Below are 20582 nucleotides of genomic sequence, written 5' to 3'. Positions count from 1 at the left end.
TTGCCATCGGCAACCCTAATAACGAACCGTGATGCCCTAGTCCCTACTCTCGAGACCCCGGATGGTGGGAACGTGTCGACTTAGAGGAACCGCGCTCCTTTGATCGCTCTGTAATGGCACACAGTTTGCTCGATAAGGCCCTGGCATTCCCCTCTCCAACCGCCTGCCAATACGACAGCCGTCACGTCTTCCCAATTCAACCGTGTCGTAGTCCTCAGCAATCATGGATAGATGGTACATTTTGTGCTTACTCGACTTGTAAGACACCCCTCATTCCGTATTTATCCAATAGACGTACGACTATAAACGCGCGAAATGAAAATAGATGTCGTCACCCCTTGCGGACAGTTCTCGAGCACACGAATCACTGTGTATTTTGAATAGTCCCTGGGCCAACTTCGAAAACTACATGGTGTCTACTTGTGGGTTATTCAAGAGTCTAGCGAACCCACCCGGCCGGGATTGGCGTATGAAAAATACTTCATAGACAAAACTCGACAGCATTCCCCTTACGAGGTGTGTTATCTTCATAGAGTAGGTGGTTATATCCGCCTGTGTGATTATTTTTGGAGAACGAATCCAACTGGATGGGGAGGATTTTGTCGTGCGTAAACTTCTCTTGACCTCCATGGTAACCATGCTGGCCACGGGGATGCCGGTCCTTTTGTCAACTGCTTACGCGGATACGACCACAACCGCATCTACCGCAGAAACGAGCACGGTCAGTCCACAAGCAGAGGCGGCTTTGAACGCTTCGGAGTCAGTACTGCACGGACCCGCGAGTGATGTGCTTCGGCCCGGTGCGAACCCAGATGACCCGAGTGAATACCCGTACTTACCCCCCAACACGCAACCGCCAACGGTGGGACCGCGGATGGAATTTCCACAAGGGCCTGCTGCAACTGACAGTGGTACGACTACACCAACCTCGACGACGAACGCAGCGGGTTCTCCTGCAAAAAGTCAACAACAAACATTGCCTGATATTGCAGTTGGCAAACCATATACCATCGGAACACAGTGGCCGGATGAACTTTTTCAATCTGAGCAATCTAATTTTTCTGATTCCGGACAATTGACGGACGGTCAATTTGCTTCACTCAGCTATTCCGACAAAGGCTGGGTTGGACTGCTCCGGCAATACGGCAGAAGCATTGTTGTCAACCTCGGCGACGTCGAGAATGTTCGACGTGTTTCTCTGGATTTCCTGCAGAACTTAGGAGCGGGGATCGAATTTCCAGACAGCGTGACCTACTATGCGTCGAACAACGGAACCGATTGGTATCGCATCGGGACAACTTGGTCGGCTCAGGGCGGTGGAGACTACACGCCGCAAAGCCAAAGCTATCAACTTGATACCAATATCAACGCGCAGTATATTCGTGCTCAATTTGACGACAAGGTGTTCGCTTTCACTGATGAATTTTCCGTATTTGGTTCAACGGTACCAGATGTGCATGCGGCGCCGCTCACGCCGAAAGGGCATAGTTTGTCACAAATCATGGGCGACAACTTCTTGGTGGATCCGGATGCACCGGGACTCCCGAGTACCCCGCAATATCATGCGTCTGATGTACCATCTGCAGGATGGGGCAGAGGGACACCGCCTGGGTATTTGACCACGAGCGATCCCGCCTCCGCTGGTGTTGACAATATGCAGCTGGTGTACACGGGATCAAACGGATCGATAGGGACGTGGACGGAGAACGACTTTTTGCCGATGGTGGCGCAGGAAGACGCAAATGGCACGCCAAAAGGTTGGCTATTCGATGCAACGTTGTTTGGTCCGTATTCCTCGAATCTAGCGACGTCAAGTGCTGGATGGACGGGTTGGTTGGATGATTTGTTCTCTTCCAACATTGAACTGTCGGCTCTGGACCAAGCAGTGGGCACGACCAAACAACAACTTCACGACGCGAAGTTCAAAGAGAAAGTCGTCATTACCATCCCAAGCTTGACGAGTGATCCGAGCAACTTTGGGCCCATCGATTCCTCACAGATGAACCTCGACTTAAATCCGGCCGATGTCGGCCAGGACGCAGCCTACCAAAATAAGCTCAAAGCCATCGGCTGGTACATCGACGAAGTAATGAAACGTTGGCAAAGTGCTCACTTCGACAATCTCCAACTTGTTGGGTTTTACTGGAACCCAGAGTCCCTCACGGTTACTGATCCGCTCGACGCAAGTCTGATTCAAGGGACTTCCAAACTGGTACATCGCGCTGATATGAAATTTTACTGGATTCCGTATTACGGTGCAGTCGGCGTAACGCACTGGCAACAACTTGGATTTGACGATGTCATGGTGCAGCCCAACGTGTCGTTCAACTGGGGAATCAATGCGGCGGATCGGCTTCAGTCAGTGGCGGATATGGGAAAGTACTACCATATGGGGATTGAAATGGAAGCCCATTGGGATGTGACGTCAACGAATACCAGTTTGGCGCAGACAGCAGACAACAAGTACTTCGACTACTTCACCGGCGGGAACGTATTTGGGTATGAAGGGAATGTCATGAAGAGCTGGTACTTGAACTCCAAGACACTCGTGACGGCGTACGAAAATCCCGATCCGTTTTATCATCAGGTTTACGACAATACGGTCCAGTTTTTGAACAATCTGTGGAAGAGTACGAGTTTTCAGTAATCTGACTATACTTCGAACCGTATCTGTAGGCGCGGCGTAAGGAGGGTTCTGCCGTGAGAATTGTCAGCGTCGATATATTTCCTATGAGTTTGCCGATGCGGCAGAGTTTTCAAATCGCTGCGGGGTCAGTAGGGGATCGTGCGACTGGTGCGCCACACGTCTACGTTCGCGTCGTGACAGAGGAAGGGTTTACAGGTTGGGGCGAAGCGCGCCCTAGCCATCGTTGGAGCTATGAGACCATCGAGACGGTCGTGTCAACGATCCGCAACTACTTGGCCCCAGCGATCTTAGGGTGTCGAATCGATAACCTTGAGGGAGTCCACCAGGCAATGGACGGAGTCATTGCCAACGGGCCACAAATCGGTCAGCCCATTGCAAAGTCGGCCATCGATATGGCCATTCACGACGCTGCGGCAAGGGCATGTCACCGCCCGCTGTCGTTTCTCTGGAGTCGACCCAAGCCGATTGATGCGGCCCTTTCCTATCTGATTAGCAGCCGGGATCCGAGGGAAGTAGAAGCCAAAGCGCAAGCGGCTATTTCCCAGGGGTTTACAGGTATTGACGTGAAGATCGGGTTTGGGCTGGAAACGGACTTAGCCATCCTTGAGGCGATTGAGACAGTTGGACAACAAGTGTTTCTTCGCGTCGATGCCAATCAAGGCTATCAACTGTCTGATGCGCGGGTCGTGGGGAACTATTTAGCTCGCATTGGGGCAAACGTGTTTGAACAGCCGCTGAAAGCTCATGACCTGCACGGCCACGCAACTCTGCGGAGCGTGATAGACGTTCCGATAGCGTTGGATGAATCCATCCTGTCCCCACGGGATGTCATGACTGCCGCTCGTGTTGAGGCTTGCGATGCCATCGTCGTTAAGGTTACAAAAATGGGCGGACTTGGACGGGCCAAACTCAGTGGCGAGATCGCACATGAGTTGGGACTTGATTTGCTGGGCGGCGGCTTGACGGAATCCACACTGGGGTTGTCCGCCGGTGCTTTACTCTTTGATGCCATCGGGATCACGCACCCAGTTGACTTGAACGGGCCTTTTTTTCTCCAAGACGATCCGGTGGTCAACAAAGGAAATCTGGAAGGCGGAGTGATTCAACTGCCCATCGGGGATGGACTCGGGTGCGATATCAGCTTGACTAAGTTAGAGGAATTCACCGTCTCGACGTGAAAACACGGCGGTTTGCGACGGAACACAGTTGAAAGTGAGGGAACAACATGTCACCGAACAAGATCCGCTTTGGCATCGTCGGGTGCGGTGTGATATCGCCTCTTCACGCCGAAAATATCCTCGCGTGCCCGGACACCGAGTTGGTTGCTGTGTCGGATGTCGATCTCGACAAGGCCAAGACGTTTGCACAGACGTACGGTGTCTCTCAAGTCTATCAAGACTACGAGGAAATGTTGCGAGACGGCTCAGTGGATGTCGTCAGTGTATGCGTGCCGAGCGGTTTTCACGGTGAAGTTGTCGTGAGGGCGGCTCAGTATGGGAAACACGTTCTTTGTGAAAAGCCACTGGAAATTACGAGCCCGCGCATGACGGACATGATCACAGCTTGCCGGCGGGCCGATGTCCGACTCGGAGTCGTCTATCAAAGACGTGCCTTTCCTGTCAGTCAGGCGGTTAAACAGGCCATCTCGGATGGAGCGTTCGGGAGACTCGTGCTCTGTGATGCACAGTTAAAGTACTACCGTGACGAGGCATATTACAATTCCGCCGGGTGGCGGGGAACATGGAAGTTTGACGGCGGCGGTGCACTGATGAACCAAGGGGTTCACGGTGTCGATCTGATCCAATGGCTGGCCGGCGGTGTGAAGCGTGTGTTTGGGAGGGCAGCTGCCTTAGTTCGCAATATCGAAGTGGAGGATACGGCTGTGGCAGTGGTGGAGTACCAAAATGGTGCATTTGGCGTGATCGAGGGAGCGACGAGTGTGTACCCTGAGCGACTCACGCGCTTTGAGCTTCATGGCGAGCGCGGAACCGTTATTTTTGACGACACCGGCATTGTCGAATGGACAATTCGGGATTCGAACGTGGCCGCACCCAGTGTCAACAACCAGGACTTTAACGGTCACTATGCCTTCGTGCAGGACATGGCAGCGGCCATTCTAGAACACCGCGATCCAATGGTCTCTGGAGAAGAGGCCCGCAAGGCAGTTGACATCATTCATGCAATTTATGAGTCGGCAAATACCGGAAAGGAAATTGTATTGTGATGGGTTGTCGATTGCACGTGGAAAGGAGAATTCATCATGTCGGGGACTGTTCGTAAGGTTGGGTTGGTGGGACTCGCCCTCAGCCATCCATTTACATTTGCGGAGATTTTACAGAGAACCTCCGATGTCGAGCTTCATTTTTGGGATAGTTGTCCGGAGCGGATGAAGGCATTTGATGATCAGTTCCCCAATGCAGTAGCCCACACGGACTTTGCTGAACTGCTTGAAACGGGTCTAAGCGGTGTCATGATCTGTACTGAGAGCCACCTCCATCACCAGTTTTCCATTCCGTTTATCCGCCGGAACATCCCGACGTTTATCGACAAGTGTATGACTGTCGACAGCCGTTCGCTATCAGAACTACAGGAAGCAGTGAATGCAGATTCGTTGGTTTTCAGTTCGTCCATATTGCGATTCAGTCCCGTGTTTCGTCGGCAGGCGGATCGAACTCAGCAAGTCGACCGTAGTCACATTCTGCACGCACAAGCATCTGTATTCCACTCGATAGAGGGGTATCTCAAGCCAGCGAACGCATGGCAGGATGATCCGACGCGCGGTGGCGGGACACTTGTCAATATGGGTGTTCACGGCTTAGAACTGATGTTTCTCAATTTTGGATCCGATGTGCGGCGGGTGTTTGCGCAAAGCACAAAGCGCGTGTTCGACCAAAGCCAATCAGAGGACTTCGGGTTGATCCACTTGGCCTATGCTGATGGCTTGATCTGCACGATACAGCTGGTTGGGGCAAGTCATGTACACGGGTATGGCATGATCGTTATCACCCGTGAGGGAACGGATTCCGTATGGATTCCATCTGTCGATGCCGAATCACCGCTCGAGGAATACGGGTACGTCGGGTGTGTTGACGAGTTTCGGCGCATGACGGATGGGATTGCACCCGCTGTGTCGTTCGCTGATACGGTTCGTGCCGTGGAAGTGCTGTTGGCGGCACGTCATTCAGCTGCATGTGGAACGTGGGTATCCCTTGCTTAACGCAAACGGCCTAGACGCAGTTACATAAATAATGTGTTGACAGGGGATATATTTTCCGATAAATCTAACTATAGAGAAATAATCCGCCATAACACCCCTGAATAAAATCATATTTTGTGTAGTTGAAGGTCAGGTCATGTGCTGGTTTTCGCCCCCACTCTCGTAGTTCTTCATTCATATTCACAAGACTGAGGAGAAAGAGGTGTGTCTCTTAATGAAGCGTCAGTGGTTCATAGCGGGTATAGCAACTACCATCGTAATGGGTATGGCAACAGGGTGTTCAAGTGGTAATTCGACCAGCAACAGCAATAACGGCACACAGACACCTACTGGTAGCCAAGGCAGTGCAGCTTCGGATGCAAAAGATACGTTTTCGATGTCGTTCATCGACGATGGCCACGGATTTGACCCCGGATTGTTCTCCTGGGAAATGTATCAAGACGGCGTAGGAATATTTGAGGGGCTGGTTCACACTGGACCTAATGGAAAACCGACCGCCGGCATTGCGACGTCATGGGAGAGCAGCAAGAATAATACGGTATGGACATTCCACTTGCGCAAAGATGCGAAGTTCACCAATGGCGATCCGGTAACGGCACAGAGCTTTGTCTATGCAATGCAACGGGCGGTTTCACCGACACTGTCCGTCGCAACCAAAGCTGCGTCCGTGCCTTTGGGCGATGTTCCAATTCTGAACATGATGGATGTGCGGACGGGTGCGAAGCCGGCATCGGCACTCGGTGTTAAAGCACCTGACGATTACACCGTTGAAATTACGTTGGATCGACCTGATGCAAACATGTTGCAAGATATCTGCCTACCTACATCTGATTGGATGGTGCCGCTCGATCAGAAGGTCGTTGAGAACATGAAACCGTCTGATTGGACGAACCCAAGTAAAATTGTGTCTGATGGGCCGTATATGTTGAAGACATACAAGGCCGCCACGGAGGGGACTTTAGTACCGAATCCGAACTATTATACCAAGGTGACAATGAAGAAGATTAACCTGTTCTACGGTAACTCCCAAACACTGGACCAATTGGTTGCATTCAAGAACGGATCGCTTGATGCGGGCTTAATCCAACCAGAACAGGTTGCAGCAGCTCAAAATGACTCCTCTCTCAAGAGTCAGCTCAATATGTGGGACACATCCGCACAGTACTCCTATGTCCCATTACCGTCCAAGAACACTGCACTGCAAAACAAGAATATCCGCCTGGCGTTTGAGATGGCGATTGATAAAAACGCGATCTGTCAAGGCGTTTTGAAGGGAACGGCAAGTCCGGCATATGGCTATTTTACGCCGAACTGGCTAGACCCGTGGATGGCGGACAACAAAGTTGATTACAACGTCGACAAGGCGAAGCAGTTGCTCGCAAACGCTGGATATCCGGACGGAAAAGGATTTCCGACAGTTATCATTTTGGTCGGATCAACAACGGATCACGTCGCTGAAGCGATACAGCAAATGTGGGAGCAGAATCTCGGTGTGAAGGTACAACTACAGGCCGAAGAGTGGGGACAATTCGTCACAGACATGAAAAAACAGTTGCCTGCGAACGAAGTTGGCTGGCTAAACTCCTCCACCAACGCAAAGTATCCGCAGCAAATGTTGCCGACGACGCCTTCGTCGTGGCTCATTAACCACACGGATCTCGCCAAAGGATATATGAATCCAAGTGCATATTCTGGATGGCTCAAGATCGATAACAACCAAGATTTGGATGCGGCTAAGAAGGAAAACCAAGAGTATCCAATCTTCCAACAGAACTTACCCAAGGATTATCTGGATACGCTCAACCTAGGGGTTGAAGCGTATCAAAAGCAGGATGACAGCCTGATGAAGCAATACTTCACTCAAATGGAGCAGAATGCATATACCATTCCAATCTACACGCCAAAACAGCCCATCCTGCTGCGCAAGGACGTGCAAGGGTATTATCCGAACAAATTCCTGTTAATCGATCCTCCTGTTTGGCTCAACTACATCACCAAGAGTAATTAAGTTCTGGTCGGGGACTGGTTCGTTGCCGGTCCCCGTTGAACCCAGGGGGTGAATGACGGATGCTAATGTATGTGGCAAAGCGGATCGCTTACATTGTCGTCGCTTTCTTTGCAGTGAGTTTGATTACGTTCATATTAATGAAGGCAGCCCCTGGTAGTTTTCTAGCTATGAATGCGTATTCAGGGGGTGTCGCAGCAGCAGCGACCAATTTCAACGTCAGTCAGGCAGTGATGCAGGCGTTGCAGCAGCAATATCACTTAAATGACCCGTGGTACGTTCAGTATTGGGGTTATGTGTGGAGCTTTGTCACGCTCCACATGGGAACATCGTTTGAGTATCCGAACCAAGAAACGTTGACCATTATTGCGCAAACCTTCCCGGTATCCATCATGCTTGCCGTTTTGAGCATTATTGTAGCCATCGTGCTGTCCGTCAGTTTTGGCGTGCTGTCAGCCATGCGGGAAAATAACTGGGTGGATTCCACCACCATGTTCGTTGCTACGATGGGCACTGCCGTCCCCAGTTACGTTGTGGCGGTGTTCCTGATGCTGGTGTTCGGTGTTTGGACACACTGGCTGCCTGTCATCGGGTACCAAGGCCCCAAGTACTACGTTCTCCCTGTATTGGCACTCGCGATTCCCATGATCGGGTCGATGTCGCGATATATGCGCAACAGTCTCATCGACACGCTGCATTCGGACTTTATCAAGACGGTACTCGCCAAGGGCGGCGGAATGCGGCAAGTCATGTTCGGCCACGGCATCAGAAACTCACTGTTGCCGTTTATTACAGTGGTCGGGCCTCAGCTCGCCGCATTGATGATGGGAACGGTGTTCATCGAGCAGATGTTCAGCGTTCCAGGTATGGCTCATGTGTTCACAAGTGCAGCATCACAGCGAGATTATCCCCTTATTATGGATTCCACACTTCTGTACGCCGTTGTGATCATGATCATGAATCTGATCGTCGACTTGGTCTATGGGCTTGTGGACCCACGTGTCCGTAAAACGGGGTATCGGAGTTAGGAGGATAGATATGGCTCTAGGAGTACCACTTGAAGGGAATGTCGAATTCGGCAGACGACAGTCTACATTTGCTCGAAGATGGCGACAGTTTTCAAGAAACAAAATCGCCGTGTGTGGACTCGTATTTATCGTTATTTTGTGTCTAGCTGCCATATTTTCACCACTCATCGCTCCTTACTCATATCAGAAGAGTAATTTCTTAATCACGTATCAGCACCCGACAAAGGCACACTTATTTGGCACCGATTCACTGGGACGGGATCTGTTTAGCCGTGTTTTGTGGGGACTACAGAGTGCGTGTATTGTCGGTTTTGGAGCCGAGATCGTCGAGCTGACGCTGGGTGTCCTCCTAGGTGCCATTGCGGGCTACAAAGGTGGCTATATCGACAACATCTTAATGCGGATTGTCGATGTTGTTTACGCATTCCCCAGCTTTTTGTTCAGTATTATTTTGGTCGTGGTTTTAGGTCACAATCTGTGGGCGATTTTGATTGCCGTGTCGGCTACCAGTTGGGTGGGGATGGCGCGAGTGGTTCGCAGTCAAGTTCTCACTGTTCGGGAGTCAGGTTACATTGAGCGAGCGAGAGGAATGGGCGCGCCACCTTTTCGAATCATTATGAAATATATCCTTCCGAACTCGATGGGACCGATTCTTGTCGCCATCACGTTCGGAATTCCAGCCAACATGATGACAGAGGCAGGCTTAAGCGTGATTGGGTTGGGCATCGAGCCGCCGCGACCAGACTTGGGAGAACTGATTATCGAAGGCCAGAAAGCAATGCTCTCCTATCCCTATCTGTTATTTGCTCCGGCTGCTTGTTTTGCACTTTTATTGCTCAGCTTTACATTTGTGGGCGACGGACTTCGAGATGTATTTGACACGAAAAGCCGCCGCTGACAATTCATCGGCATGGGAGGTGAGAGCATGGAGCCACTGTTGACTATCAAAGACCTTCGAGTTCACTTCCAGTCGGAACGCGGTCCGGTCAATGCTCTGAATGGAATAGATGTAAGTATCGAACCTGGCAAATCCATTGCACTCGTCGGCGAGTCCGGAAGCGGCAAGAGCACTGCCGTCACGGCGCTCATGCGCTTGCTGCCGAAGACCGCTGTCATCACTGGCGAAGTACACTTTAAGGGCCGCGATCTCGTTGGTCTTCCCCATAAGCAAGTGAGAAAGATCCGCGGGCGCGAAATATCCATGATTTTTCAAAACCCGAAAATGTATCTCAATCCAACGAAAACAATCGGTCAACAAATTATTGACCCACTACTGTACCACCACATGGCAAGTTTTAACGAAGCAAAGGACAAGGCTATAAACCTGCTTACGCAGATTGGTATTCCTGACGCCGAGTACCGATTCAAGAGCTATCCGTTCGAGTTCAGTGGCGGAATGTTGCAGCGTGTCATGATTGGGATGGCACTGATCACGAACCCAGACTTACTCATAGCGGACGAGCCGACAACGGCGCTCGACGTGACCGTTCAGGCAGAAATTCTGGCGCTGCTGAAAAAAATGCAACGCGACAGGCAGATGTCCATGATTTTTGTTACACATGACTTGGCCGTGGCTGCTCAGATTGCTGACGAGATTTATGTCATGTACGGCGGACTCATTATGGAACATGTTCCGTCTGCGCAGTTGATTCAGAATCAGGCACATCCATATTTACAGGGTTTGTTACAATCGATTCCACGTATTGACGGGCGGCGAACGGAGCTTCCGTACATTGCAGGCACACCCATCAATACATTGAAGGCTCTACCAGACGGGTGCGTATTTGCTGATAGGTGTCTTGCCCGTTTTTCCAAATGTTCGACAAGGCCGTCACTGGAGAAGATCGATGTAAATCACGAAGTGGCCTGTTGGCGCTCGGTGAAGGAGGCGTGAACCAGTGAGCTTACCCAGTGAAGAAATCCTCAGCACCAGCGAAGAATTAATTCGTACAAGTGGGCTCACCGTCACGTTCAAAACGAGTCGCGGCGAGTTGGTAGCCTGTGACCAAATCGACCTGACCGTGAGGAAGGGCACTAGCGTGGGGATCGTTGGAGAGAGCGGCAGCGGGAAGTCGACCCTGATTCGCGCTGTGCAGATGCTCGTTCGTCCCACTGCAGGGGAGGTCTTTCTCGGAGGGGTCAATGTGACACGGATGTCAGAAAAGGCCCTGCGAGCTCATCGAAGTAAGCTGCAATTCGTGGCCCAAGATCCGTACGGATCGCTGTTGCCCAACTATACGGTTGGCGAGAATATCATGGAGCCGCTCGCCATTCATCGCGTCGGTGACAGGCGCAGTAATGCTGAGCGAGCCTTGGCTTTAATGGAACGTGTCGGTCTCTCACCGGGGCATTTCCACTCTTATCCTCACGAGCTGAGCGGCGGGCAACAGCAACGTGTAGCAGTGGCCCAGGCACTGGCGTTGCTCCCAGAGGTGCTCATTCTCGATGAAGCTGTATCCAGCTTGGACGTTTCGATTCAAGCTCAAATACTCAATCTGTTACAAAAGTTAAAGGTGGAAATGGGTCTCACCTATTTATTTATTTCTCACAATTTGGCTGTCATTCGCCTGATGTGCGAACGGACGGTTGTGATGTATTTGGGGCGGATCGTTGAATATGGACAGTCTGATGAGCTGTTCGCGAATCCCCTACACCCGTATACCAGAACGCTCATCAGTGCCATTCCTGCCTTCACTGTGGACGGCGTGACACCTTTGGACGAGAGTCAACTGGCCCAGGGCGAGCGGCCTTCACCTACCAACGTTCCGAAAGGATGTGCTTATCACACCCGTTGTCCGTTTGTGAGGGATAAGTGTGTGGCCGAGCGACCCGTCCTCAGACAAATCGGTGACCAAACTGTCGCATGCCACTTTGCTGAAGAATTCATGTGAACGTCGGACATAACCCGAATCGGGATTGTGAATGGAGCGACGTGAATGAAGGCTGGGCTGAATCTATGGTGCTTTCCGGAGGCGTGGTCCTTTGAGGAAATTTGTCGTTTGGCTGCACAGGAGGGAATTGATCGAATTGAAGTCAACCTGGCCGAAGACGGCCTATTTCCGCTCGACGGCGGAACCAGCTTATGGTCAACCAGACTCCAAGTTGCGAGGGAATTTGGTCTTCAGGTTCCCAGTGTTGCGACTGGGTTGTTGTGGCAATATTCGTTGACTTCGCCAGATGTCTCCGCCAGGCGTAAAGCGGCTGACGTGGTCCGGCACATGTTTGAGTTAGCTAAACTTGCTGGAGCGGAGACGGTGTTGGTGGTCCCCGGTGCTGTGACGGCGGATGTGGGGTACGCCGAAGCGTATAAACGGGCGCAAGATGAACTTGCTAGTCTGGCGGAAGAGGCGGGGCAACTTGGTATTTCTATCGGGATCGAAAATGTGTGGAACAGGTTTCTCCTGAGCCCCCTCGAGTTGAAACGGTTTATTGACGAGATTGGCCATCCGAGTGTGGGTGTCTATTTAGATGTGGGGAACGTGTTGCCAAACGGATTTCCGGAGGACTGGGTGAACGTTCTAGGGAATCAGTTGCTCAAAGTTCACGTGAAAGATTTTCGCCTAGACATCGGAAACATTTCTGGCTTTGTGCCGATCTTTCATGGAGACGTAAATTGGACCTCCGTTCTTAACTCGCTCGATCACGTCGGTTATAACGGTGATTTAATCGCCGAGGTACCTCCTGGAAGGAATTTTCCTTCGGAAAATGTACTTGTGACAATTCGGTCTCTGAGCGTATTATGTCGAAGATACGATGAACTGAGATATCAAAGAAGATAGAGTAGAAAGCCTGAGGCGAAGAAATGGGGAAGTTACAAACGAGCGCCAATACAATCGCCATGCTCCACAGTATCCTTCCGTCTTTATCCAAAGCGGAACAAAAAGTGGCGACAGCTGTCCTTGAAAACCTGAATAACACGGTCTATTCGTCTGTGACGGATCTGGCCGAACTCGCCGAAGTTGGGGAGACGACAGTCATTCGCTTTTGTCGCAAACTTGGGTACCGTGGTTTTCAAGAGTTCAAACTGGCCTTGGCACAAGATTTGGTAAGTCCGAATCAACAGGTTCATGGAAAGATCGAAGAAAATGATAGCGCGAGTGTCGTGTGTCAGAAAATTACCTTGTACAACACACAGGCGCTCGAGGACACCGTTAGTCTGTTGCAAGAGGATCAACTGCAAAAGGCGACAGATGCTCTGATACGCGCAAAGCGACAGTATTTTTTCGGTGTCGGATCATCGGGAATGACGGCCCAAGACGCGCAGTATCGCTTTATGCGGCTTGGCTTTGATGCCCACTGTGCGTCAGATGGTCACATTATCGCCATGAACTGTGCCATGACAACGGAAGAAGACGTCGTCTTCGGTATTTCGACGTCGGGCAGCACGAAGGATCTGGTCGACGCTGTGAGAATTGCAAAGGAAAATGGAGCGTTTGTCATTTGCTTGACGAATCACGCCCGTTCTCCCGTGACATCGTACGCTGACGCGATATTGCTTGCAGCCGCTAAAGAAACACCGTTACAGGGCGGGGCCTTTGCATCCAAGTTGGCACAGATTCATGTACTCGATATTTTGTCGACGGTGGTGTCCATGAAGCAGCGGACGTCGACGTTCGATGCGTTGAACCGAACTGCCAAGTCTGTCCTTGACAAGTTATATTGATGCGATGAGGCTGGCCCGTGGCCAGCCTCATGGGTTGCGAGAGATGATCAGGGCTGAACGCTGTTAGTTAGAGGGGTTCAAATTACTTTTGAAGCGAACGGGATCGTGAGGTCGTAATCGGGAATCCAGCGTACGGATTTATGGTCACGAATACGTAACGTGATGTCCCGGTCAGAAATGTCGAGAAACCGAGTTTGCGGATGTGGGTCAAGGACGCATCCTCCACCAATGTAGTGCACGCCGTTTTTCAGAACATACTGACTTTCTTGGTCCATTCGTTGATGGGTATGTCCACTCACAACAAATACGTCGTTTGGGTAGGACGAGAGGATTTGCACTAACTCGAGAGACTGGAAGCAAGTATTTTCGGAGTTTGCCACTGTATCATTCACTGGTTGATGAAGAAAGACAGCGATGGGGCCAGAGCACGTTTCCAATCGACTCCGAAGCCAAGTCAGTTGAACAGTTGACAGCCAAGCGGAATCGTGCCAATGGGGGTGGAGCGCCTCAGGTGACAAGCAAAATAGCGTGATGTTGTCGAGAGACTTCTCGAAATAGATTGCATTCTGTTTGGTGAAGTGAAGAAAGCGCTCTTGTGCGAGTTTAGTGGAATAGTTTTCCTCCTCGTAAAACCCGTAATATTCGTGGTTGCCCATGGTGTAGAGGACGGGAACATGAACATACTGGCTGAGTGCACGCATGGCCAGGTCATAGTCACGCACTTTACCGTTGGTTAAATCGCCGTTGATGACGACCATATCGGGGTTTTGTGCGGAAATGTCCTGCAGTGCATGATACAACGCGGGTACCCAATCTACAGGTTCGAGTGTCTCAGCCCAGGCCATAAAATGTAGATCCGAGCAGGCTGCCAGTCGGAACGAACTTCCAGTGGTCAACGTTCATCTCCCCATTCATCAATCATAAAAAAATTCTCCACTTTTATAATTAAAACGAAAGGATATTCCGTTGTAAATACGAATACATCTTTAAGCGCGTGATCAGTAGCTCGAATCTTCATAGGATTTGGTGATTCAGATGAATAGTGAAGCGTTTCTTGAGAGAATTCGTGGTGGGCTGATTGTTTCGTGTCAAGCGATTGATGACGAACCGCTGTCTGGTGCAGGCGTCATGCCGCGCATGGCCGTTGCTGCCATGGCCGGCGGTGCTGTTGGGATTCGGGCAAATGGTGCAGAGGATATTCGAAACATCAAGGCCGAGGTCGATCTACCCGTCATCGGTATCGTCAAGAGGAATTATGCGGACAGTCCGGTGTATATCACGCCAACCTTACAGGAAGTCGAGGAAGTGGCAAGTGCCGGTGCGGACGTGGTCGCGATTGATGCTACATCAAGACTGCGACCAAACGGCTTGTCACTAGAGAAACTGATCAGCAGGATTCGCGAAGCGTTCCCGGAACTATTAATTATGGGTGACGTATCCACCTTGGTAGAGGGGATTCAGGCGGCCGCATTAGGCGTCGACTTTGTTGCCTCGACCATGTCAGGGTACACACCTTATAGTCCAGGCACGAGTCAACCAGATTTCCAACTAATTGAGGCATTGGTACAACGCGTCGATATTCCGGTCATCGCGGAGGGGAAGATTCGCTCCCCAGATCAAGCAGTTCGATGCATCGAACTTGGGTGCTGTGCGGTTGTTGTGGGGTCGGCTATCACTCGGCCGCAGGAGATCACCCGCACATTCGTAGAAAGTCTAGAACGCGCTGTGCCACTGGGAAAGGATCGCTTAGCACCGTAGGTGTCCGGTCACGTGGAGGTCAGATGATGCGCTATAGCATCGGTGTAGATATTGGTGCCACGAAGATATTAGCGGGTATCGTCCGTCAAGATGGGTACGTCGTTGAGCGGTTGCGCCGCAGTACACCAGCGACCGACGGCGAGCTTGTTGTCGCTGCGGTCGTGGATGTTGTCAAACATCTGTTGGAATCTTCGCGAAAGCAAGCGCTGCCTATCGATGGGATCGGAGTTGGGACGGCAGGGCAAATCGACTTTGTGCGGGGACGAGTGCTATCTGGGACGCCCAATATTCGGAATTGGGAGAACATTGAGCTTGGAGCGAAGTTGGGCTCCCAGTTCGGCGTGCCAGTGTGGGTCGATAACGATGTCAACGTCCACTTATTAGCTGAAGTCACCTTGGGCGCAGCGCAGGCGAGTGAAAATGTTGTGATGCTGGCTTTTGGGACGGGTGTTGGTGGCGCGGTTCTCGTCGACGGGCGGATACTACATGGCGCATGGGGCGGTGCAGCGGAGCTTGGCCATACCACTGTCAATTTTCGCGGACCGATGTGTAATTGCGGATCTCGGGGATGTCTGGAACTGTATGGATCCGGTACGGGGATTGCGGCAAGGATGAGCGAACGATTGACTGCTTCGGGACGATCAGTATCTGAAGTCTCCAGTCACGAGGTGTTCGCCAAAGCCGTTGAAGGGGATTCGCTCGCACGGGCAACCATTGACGAAATGGTAGAAGCAATCAGTTTTGCGTGTGTCAGTTTGATACACACATTCAACCCAGGCATGGTTATTCTCGGTGGCGGCGTTGTGGCAAACCGCCGCTGGGTGGTGGACGATGTATCAACTCGTGTACGAAAGCTTGGCATGAAATCACTTGTTCAGTCCGTTGCTTTTGAGACTCCGACGTTTGGGCCAGAGGCAGGTTTGGTTGGCGCGGCCCTTCAAGTTTTCATAAACGAACAGGCGACAGGGGGAAATTTATCGTGACCATCAAAGTAGGTGTCATCGGAACGGGGTCCATTGCGGACCTCGCACATTTGCCGAATTACCACAAACACAAGGACGTGGAACTGGTAGCTCTTGTGGATTTTAATGAAGCGAGAGCTCGAATGATCGCCGACAAGTACGGTGTTGAACACGTATACTCCGATGTTGCTCGAATGTTTCAGAATCATCAGCTCGATGCGGTCAGCATCTGTACCCCTAATACAAGCCATGTACCGCTGGCGCTGACCGCCATTGAGCACGGTGCCGATGTACTTCTCGAGAAACCCCTGTCCACTGATTACAGTGAGGCACAGAAGTTAGTGGAAATGGCTAAACAGAATAATCGAATTTGCATGATTGGTATGCCGCACCGGTTCCGCAATGAGGCACGTGTATTGAAGCGCTTCGTTGACAACGGCGACCTTGGAAACTTGTATTACGTCAAGGCGAAAATTTTGCGTCGCCGTGGCACACCAACAGGTTGGTTTACCGACAAAGCGAAATCCGGCGGCGGACCACTTATGGACATCGGTGTACACGTACTCGATCTAGCCTGGTGGATCACAGGCATGCAGAAGCCGACAACTATCTCGGGTCAATTAGTTCAGGGTCTAGGGAAATATAGCACAGTCATGACTTCGAGGTGGAAGTCTGCTGACGGAGCGAATCAGGACAATTCGGTCTTTGACGTAGAGGATTTTGCTAGTGCCTATATTCGCTTTGAAAACGGAATGGTCTTGAGTCTTGAAGTCAGTTGGGCGCTGAACGGTCCACAAGACGACGCTGTAAAAGTGGATGTTTACGGCAGCCAGGGTGGTGTGTCAATCGATCCGCTCTGTTTCTACGGCGAACGTTCAAACGTGTTGGCGGAAAGCCACATCGACGTCGTAAAGAATGACTTTTATCAGGATGAAATCGATCATTTCGTGGAATGCGTGAAAAATCACACACAGCCGCTGATCGACGCCGAGGAAGGTGCTCGAGTCGTGCAAATGCTTGCGGCGATTGTCAAGTCCAACGAATTAGGTCGCGAAGTCGTTATCTGATATTCGTTCGTCAATCACGATAACTAGGAGGACATCATGATGCATCTTTGTGTCAGTATGTGGAGTCTACATCGCAAGTTCTTTGACGATGGCTGGACAGTCATGGACTTTCTTGAGTTTTGTTCTACACACGACATTCAGCACGTTGAACTTCTCGATGTGTTCTGGCGGGACGAGGCGAATGAGGTTGCTAAGGTTCTAGAGTACGTGCATGACCACGAGATGACGGTTGATGTGTACGCAGTGACAAATGACTGTGTTCAGTCGGATCGTTCCAAACGCGAACAGGCACTCGCTTCTGTGTTAAAGGGCGTTGAAATGGCTAAGAAATTTTCCGCTCCGGTCGTGCGAGTGTTCGCGGGTGATCTGAAGGAAGGATACGATTTTGATTCCGCCGTGGGATATATTGTTGACGGTTTCAAAGAGGCGACGGCGCGGATCCAAAACGACAATGTTGTCTTGGCGCTCGAAAATCACGGGAAGTTGGCTGGACGTGGGGATCAGGTAAAGCGGATCATTCTCGATGTCGGATCTGACAAACTGCGATCGACATTCGATGTTGGAAATTTCTATTTGGTTGGTCAGCAGCCCATGGAAGCACTGGCTGAGCTGTCCGGCTATGTCGCCCATGTGCACGCGAAAGACTTCGAACCAAGTGACAAAGGATTCCTCGCCACGACGGGTGAGTATTTTGCCGGCAGGGAATGCGGAAGCGGAATCGTCCCATATGGGGATGTTGTCAATATGCTGCGCACCATTCGTTATGACGCAAGTTTGTCTCTTGAGTACGAAGGAGATGGAGACGAAATCGACGGTGTCCTAAAGAGTCTGGCATTCTTGCGATCCGTCGTTGACCAGACAACGAACGTCTGACGCGTGAAGGAGGATTCGGATGTTTCGAGTAGCGCTCGTAGGATGCGGGACAATCGGCAGCGTTCACGCGGCCGGCTATTTACGCATGGCGAATGCGACCCTAGTTGGTATCGTCGATATTCGCGAAAACCATGGACGGAAGATGGCAAAGAGGTTTGACACACAATGGTACAGTTCGCTGCAGCAAATACTTGAGGCTGAAGAGGTCGACGTCGTAGACGTTTGTGTCCCGACGTATTTGCACCGCTCAATCGTAGAGCAAGCCGCGCGGGCCGGCAAACACGTGATCTGCGAAAAACCGATCGCCCGCACATTGGATGACGCCGAAGCCATCATTCGAATCTGCAGCGAGTACGGAATTCGGTTGTTCATTGCACAGGTTCTGCGGTTTTTCCCGCAATACCGCCAGACGCACGAACTGCTGGAAGCCGGAGCGATGGGTTCCGTGGGGACCGCCCGGGCAATGCGGGGTGGTGGATTCCCACAAGGATGGAACGATTGGTACGCGAGTGTTGAACGGAGTGGAACACTGGTCGTTGACATGATTATCCACGACTTTGATTTTTTACGCTGGTGCTTCGGTGAAGTTCAGCGTGTTTACGCAAAGGGATTACTTGGCCGTGAGCTCAATCGACTCGATCACGCCTTTGTCAGCCTGCGATTCCAAAACGGCGTGATCGCCCATGTCGAAGGGACGTGGGCTTATCCGTCAGGATTTCGGACCATGCTTGAAGTCGCTGGTACAGAGGGCGTCTTGGAGCATCGAAGCGACGAAGAAATGCCGATCCACCTGTCGCTCCGCCAGAACGGCACGGAGACAGGCGGCGTGGCCGTCCCTGAGAGTCCACTTGATAAAGACCCATACCAACTAGAACTGGAGCACTTTTTGTCCTGTATCGAGACGGCGAGCGATGCCCTTGTCACTCCACATGACGCGTATAAGGCGTTGGAGATCAGTTTGGCGGCATTAAAATCGATTCAAACGGGAGAGCCCGTGGAGTTAGGAGGATCCATGTGAAGGTAGGGATCATCAGTTTCGCTCACATGCATGCTCACGCGTACACCGAGGCATTGAAACACATCCCGGACGTGGAACTCTCCATCATCTCTGACGAAAATGAAGAGCGTGGCATGATTGCCTCAGATAAGTTTGATGTTCCGTATGTAAGCGACTACCACGATTTGCTGGACACGGATGTCGACGCTGTTATCGTGTGTGCGGAAAATGCTCAGCACGCCCGCATCGTCGTGGCTGCAGCACAGGCAAAGAAGCACGTACTTTGTGAAAAGCCCATCGCCACGACCGTTGAAGATGCAGTTCGCATGGTTGAAGCGTGCGAGGAGCACGGGACGATCTTACAAATTGCCTTTCCAGTTCGATTTCAACCTTCCATCCGCCGGGTGAAGGCGTTAATTGACGAGGGGAAACTGGGAAGAATTCTCGCCATTCGTGGAACGAACCGCGGACAAAATCCTGGTGGCTGGTTCGTGGACCCGGAGCTGTCAGGCGGCGGTGCCGTCATGGATCATACGGTTCATGTGATCGACTTGATGCGCTGGTTTACGGGAAGTGAAGTACGTGAGGTGTACGCGGAAATTGATACACACTTTAACCAGGACCTGCGCGTCGACGACTGCGGCTTGTTGGTTTTCGACTTTGAAAATGGTGTCGTAGCGTCCCACGACCCGAGCTGGTCTCGGTGTAAAACATATCCGACCTGGGGAGATGTTACGCTCGAAGTGATTGGCACAGATGGCGTTGTGGAAGTGGATGCATTTGCCCAAGCTATGACACTTCACAGCGATACTCTAGGACATGCCACGTATCAAAACTGGGGCGACGACATGGATCAACTCCTTGTCGCCGATTTCGTCCACAGCGTACGAGCGAAGCAGGATGCATCGGTGACCGGGGAAGATGGACTGCGGGCATTGGAAGTCGCCCTTGCCGCCTATCGCTCTGCCGATACGAAGTCTCCAGTAAAACTCGCGCGGCGATAGCCGCGCGGGAACGTCTCTGGGCCTTCGACAGTGCGCGCAGGACGAATATCGAAGCAAGGGATTGCAATCGGTGTGCAATGTATGCTAAGATATCTTTCGTCGCTTGCGTCCGTAGCTTAGTGGATAGAGCGCTGGCCTCCGGAGCCAGAGGTCGGGGGTTCGAATCCCTCCGGACGCGCCACTAGAAATTGCAGTTGTATTAAGGCTTCTCGGTATATCCGAGGAGCTGTTTTTCATTCGTTAGAAGCCCTCCGCCCTGCTGATGTACGAGGAGAAACACATTAGAGGTGTCTTGGTCACACCATTAGCAAGGAACCACGCACAATAGGTGACTGGCAGTCCGTTATAAGCACGCCGCGCC

The 20582-nt window shown here is 51.5% G+C and carries 18 protein-coding genes and 1 tRNA gene; 18 read left to right on the top strand and 1 reads right to left on the bottom strand.

The annotated features are described in order from the left end of the window. Positions 1–604 precede the first annotated feature (604 nt). From NZD86_RS14980 to NZD86_RS14930, 11 genes are all read left to right on the top strand, one after another. Positions 605–2647 carry a DUF4855 domain-containing protein gene (locus NZD86_RS14980; protein ID WP_268042868.1) on the top strand — a complete coding sequence of 681 codons (2043 nt, stop codon included), beginning with the start codon at positions 605–607 and terminating at the stop codon, positions 2645–2647. Between the two features lie 53 nt (positions 2648–2700). Continuing rightward, positions 2701–3825 carry a mandelate racemase/muconate lactonizing enzyme family protein gene (locus tag NZD86_RS14975; RefSeq protein ID WP_268042867.1) on the top strand — a complete coding sequence of 375 codons (1125 nt, stop codon included), beginning with the start codon at positions 2701–2703 and terminating at the stop codon, positions 3823–3825. 47 nt (positions 3826–3872) lie between these two features. Continuing rightward, a complete protein-coding gene (locus tag NZD86_RS14970; RefSeq protein WP_268042866.1) occupies positions 3873–4871 on the top strand; it encodes a Gfo/Idh/MocA family protein in 999 nt (332 codons plus the stop codon). Between the two features lie 36 nt (positions 4872–4907). Beyond that, the gene (locus NZD86_RS14965) at positions 4908–5864 is read left to right on the top strand and encodes a Gfo/Idh/MocA family protein (protein WP_268042865.1); all 957 of its coding nucleotides are present in this window, start codon (positions 4908–4910) and stop codon (positions 5862–5864) included. 214 nt (positions 5865–6078) lie between these two features. Beyond that, positions 6079–7872: a peptide ABC transporter substrate-binding protein gene (locus tag NZD86_RS14960; protein WP_268042864.1), complete on the top strand. Its 1794-nt coding sequence runs from the start codon at positions 6079–6081 to the stop codon at positions 7870–7872. 59 nt (positions 7873–7931) lie between these two features. Further along, positions 7932–8897 (top strand): ABC transporter permease, encoded by a 966-nt coding sequence (locus NZD86_RS14955; RefSeq protein WP_268042863.1) that lies wholly within the window; start codon positions 7932–7934, stop codon positions 8895–8897. 10 nt (positions 8898–8907) lie between these two features. Next, a complete protein-coding gene (locus NZD86_RS14950) occupies positions 8908–9795 on the top strand; it encodes an ABC transporter permease (protein ID WP_268042862.1) in 888 nt (295 codons plus the stop codon). A gap of 27 nt (positions 9796–9822) precedes the next feature. Further along, positions 9823–10791: an ABC transporter ATP-binding protein gene (locus tag NZD86_RS14945; protein ID WP_268042861.1), complete on the top strand. Its 969-nt coding sequence runs from the start codon at positions 9823–9825 to the stop codon at positions 10789–10791. A 4-nt stretch (positions 10792–10795) separates the two neighbouring features. Beyond that, the gene (locus NZD86_RS14940; protein ID WP_268042860.1) at positions 10796–11788 is read left to right on the top strand and encodes an ABC transporter ATP-binding protein; all 993 of its coding nucleotides are present in this window, start codon (positions 10796–10798) and stop codon (positions 11786–11788) included. Positions 11789–11833: 45 nt separating this feature from the next. Continuing rightward, positions 11834–12676 (top strand): sugar phosphate isomerase/epimerase family protein, encoded by an 843-nt coding sequence (locus tag NZD86_RS14935; protein WP_268042859.1) that lies wholly within the window; start codon positions 11834–11836, stop codon positions 12674–12676. A gap of 23 nt (positions 12677–12699) precedes the next feature. Further along, positions 12700–13560, top strand: coding sequence for a MurR/RpiR family transcriptional regulator (locus NZD86_RS14930; RefSeq protein WP_268042858.1), 861 nt, complete (start codon positions 12700–12702; stop codon positions 13558–13560). Positions 13561–13637: 77 nt separating this feature from the next. Here NZD86_RS14930 and NZD86_RS14925 read toward each other — a convergent pair whose 3' ends face one another. Beyond that, the gene (locus NZD86_RS14925; protein WP_268042857.1) at positions 13638–14456 is read right to left on the bottom strand and encodes a metallophosphoesterase family protein; all 819 of its coding nucleotides are present in this window, start codon (positions 14454–14456) and stop codon (positions 13638–13640) included. Between the two features lie 139 nt (positions 14457–14595). Here NZD86_RS14925 and NZD86_RS14920 point away from each other — a divergent pair, with 139 nt between their 5' ends. From NZD86_RS14920 to NZD86_RS14890, 7 genes are all read left to right on the top strand, one after another. Then, positions 14596–15318, top strand: coding sequence for an N-acetylmannosamine-6-phosphate 2-epimerase (locus NZD86_RS14920; protein ID WP_268046895.1), 723 nt, complete (start codon positions 14596–14598; stop codon positions 15316–15318). Between the two features lie 26 nt (positions 15319–15344). Next, positions 15345–16301 (top strand): ROK family protein, encoded by a 957-nt coding sequence (locus tag NZD86_RS14915; RefSeq protein ID WP_268042856.1) that lies wholly within the window; start codon positions 15345–15347, stop codon positions 16299–16301. Continuing rightward, positions 16298–17347 carry a Gfo/Idh/MocA family protein gene (locus tag NZD86_RS14910; protein WP_268042855.1) on the top strand — a complete coding sequence of 350 codons (1050 nt, stop codon included), beginning with the start codon at positions 16298–16300 and terminating at the stop codon, positions 17345–17347. The genes NZD86_RS14915 and NZD86_RS14910 overlap by 4 nt, the downstream gene beginning before the upstream one ends. A 39-nt stretch (positions 17348–17386) precedes the next feature. Beyond that, entirely contained in the window at positions 17387–18220 is an 834-nt protein-coding gene (locus NZD86_RS14905; RefSeq protein WP_268042854.1) for a sugar phosphate isomerase/epimerase family protein, read from the top strand. A 19-nt stretch (positions 18221–18239) separates the two neighbouring features. Further along, positions 18240–19238, top strand: a complete 999-nt coding sequence (locus NZD86_RS14900) for a Gfo/Idh/MocA family protein (protein WP_268042853.1) — start codon at positions 18240–18242, stop codon at positions 19236–19238. Then, a complete protein-coding gene (locus NZD86_RS14895) occupies positions 19235–20221 on the top strand; it encodes a Gfo/Idh/MocA family protein (protein ID WP_268042852.1) in 987 nt (328 codons plus the stop codon). Before NZD86_RS14900 ends, NZD86_RS14895 begins: the two co-directional genes overlap by 4 nt. A 105-nt stretch (positions 20222–20326) precedes the next feature. After that, positions 20327–20402 (top strand) — tRNA-Arg (locus tag NZD86_RS14890). The last annotated feature ends 180 nt before the right edge of the window (positions 20403–20582 follow it).

Source organism: Alicyclobacillus dauci (assembly GCF_026651605.1).
Classification (GTDB): domain Bacteria; phylum Bacillota; class Bacilli; order Alicyclobacillales; family Alicyclobacillaceae; genus Alicyclobacillus; species Alicyclobacillus dauci.
Note: the sequence above shows the minus strand (reverse complement) of the source record. Positions and strands in the feature narration are given on the sequence as shown.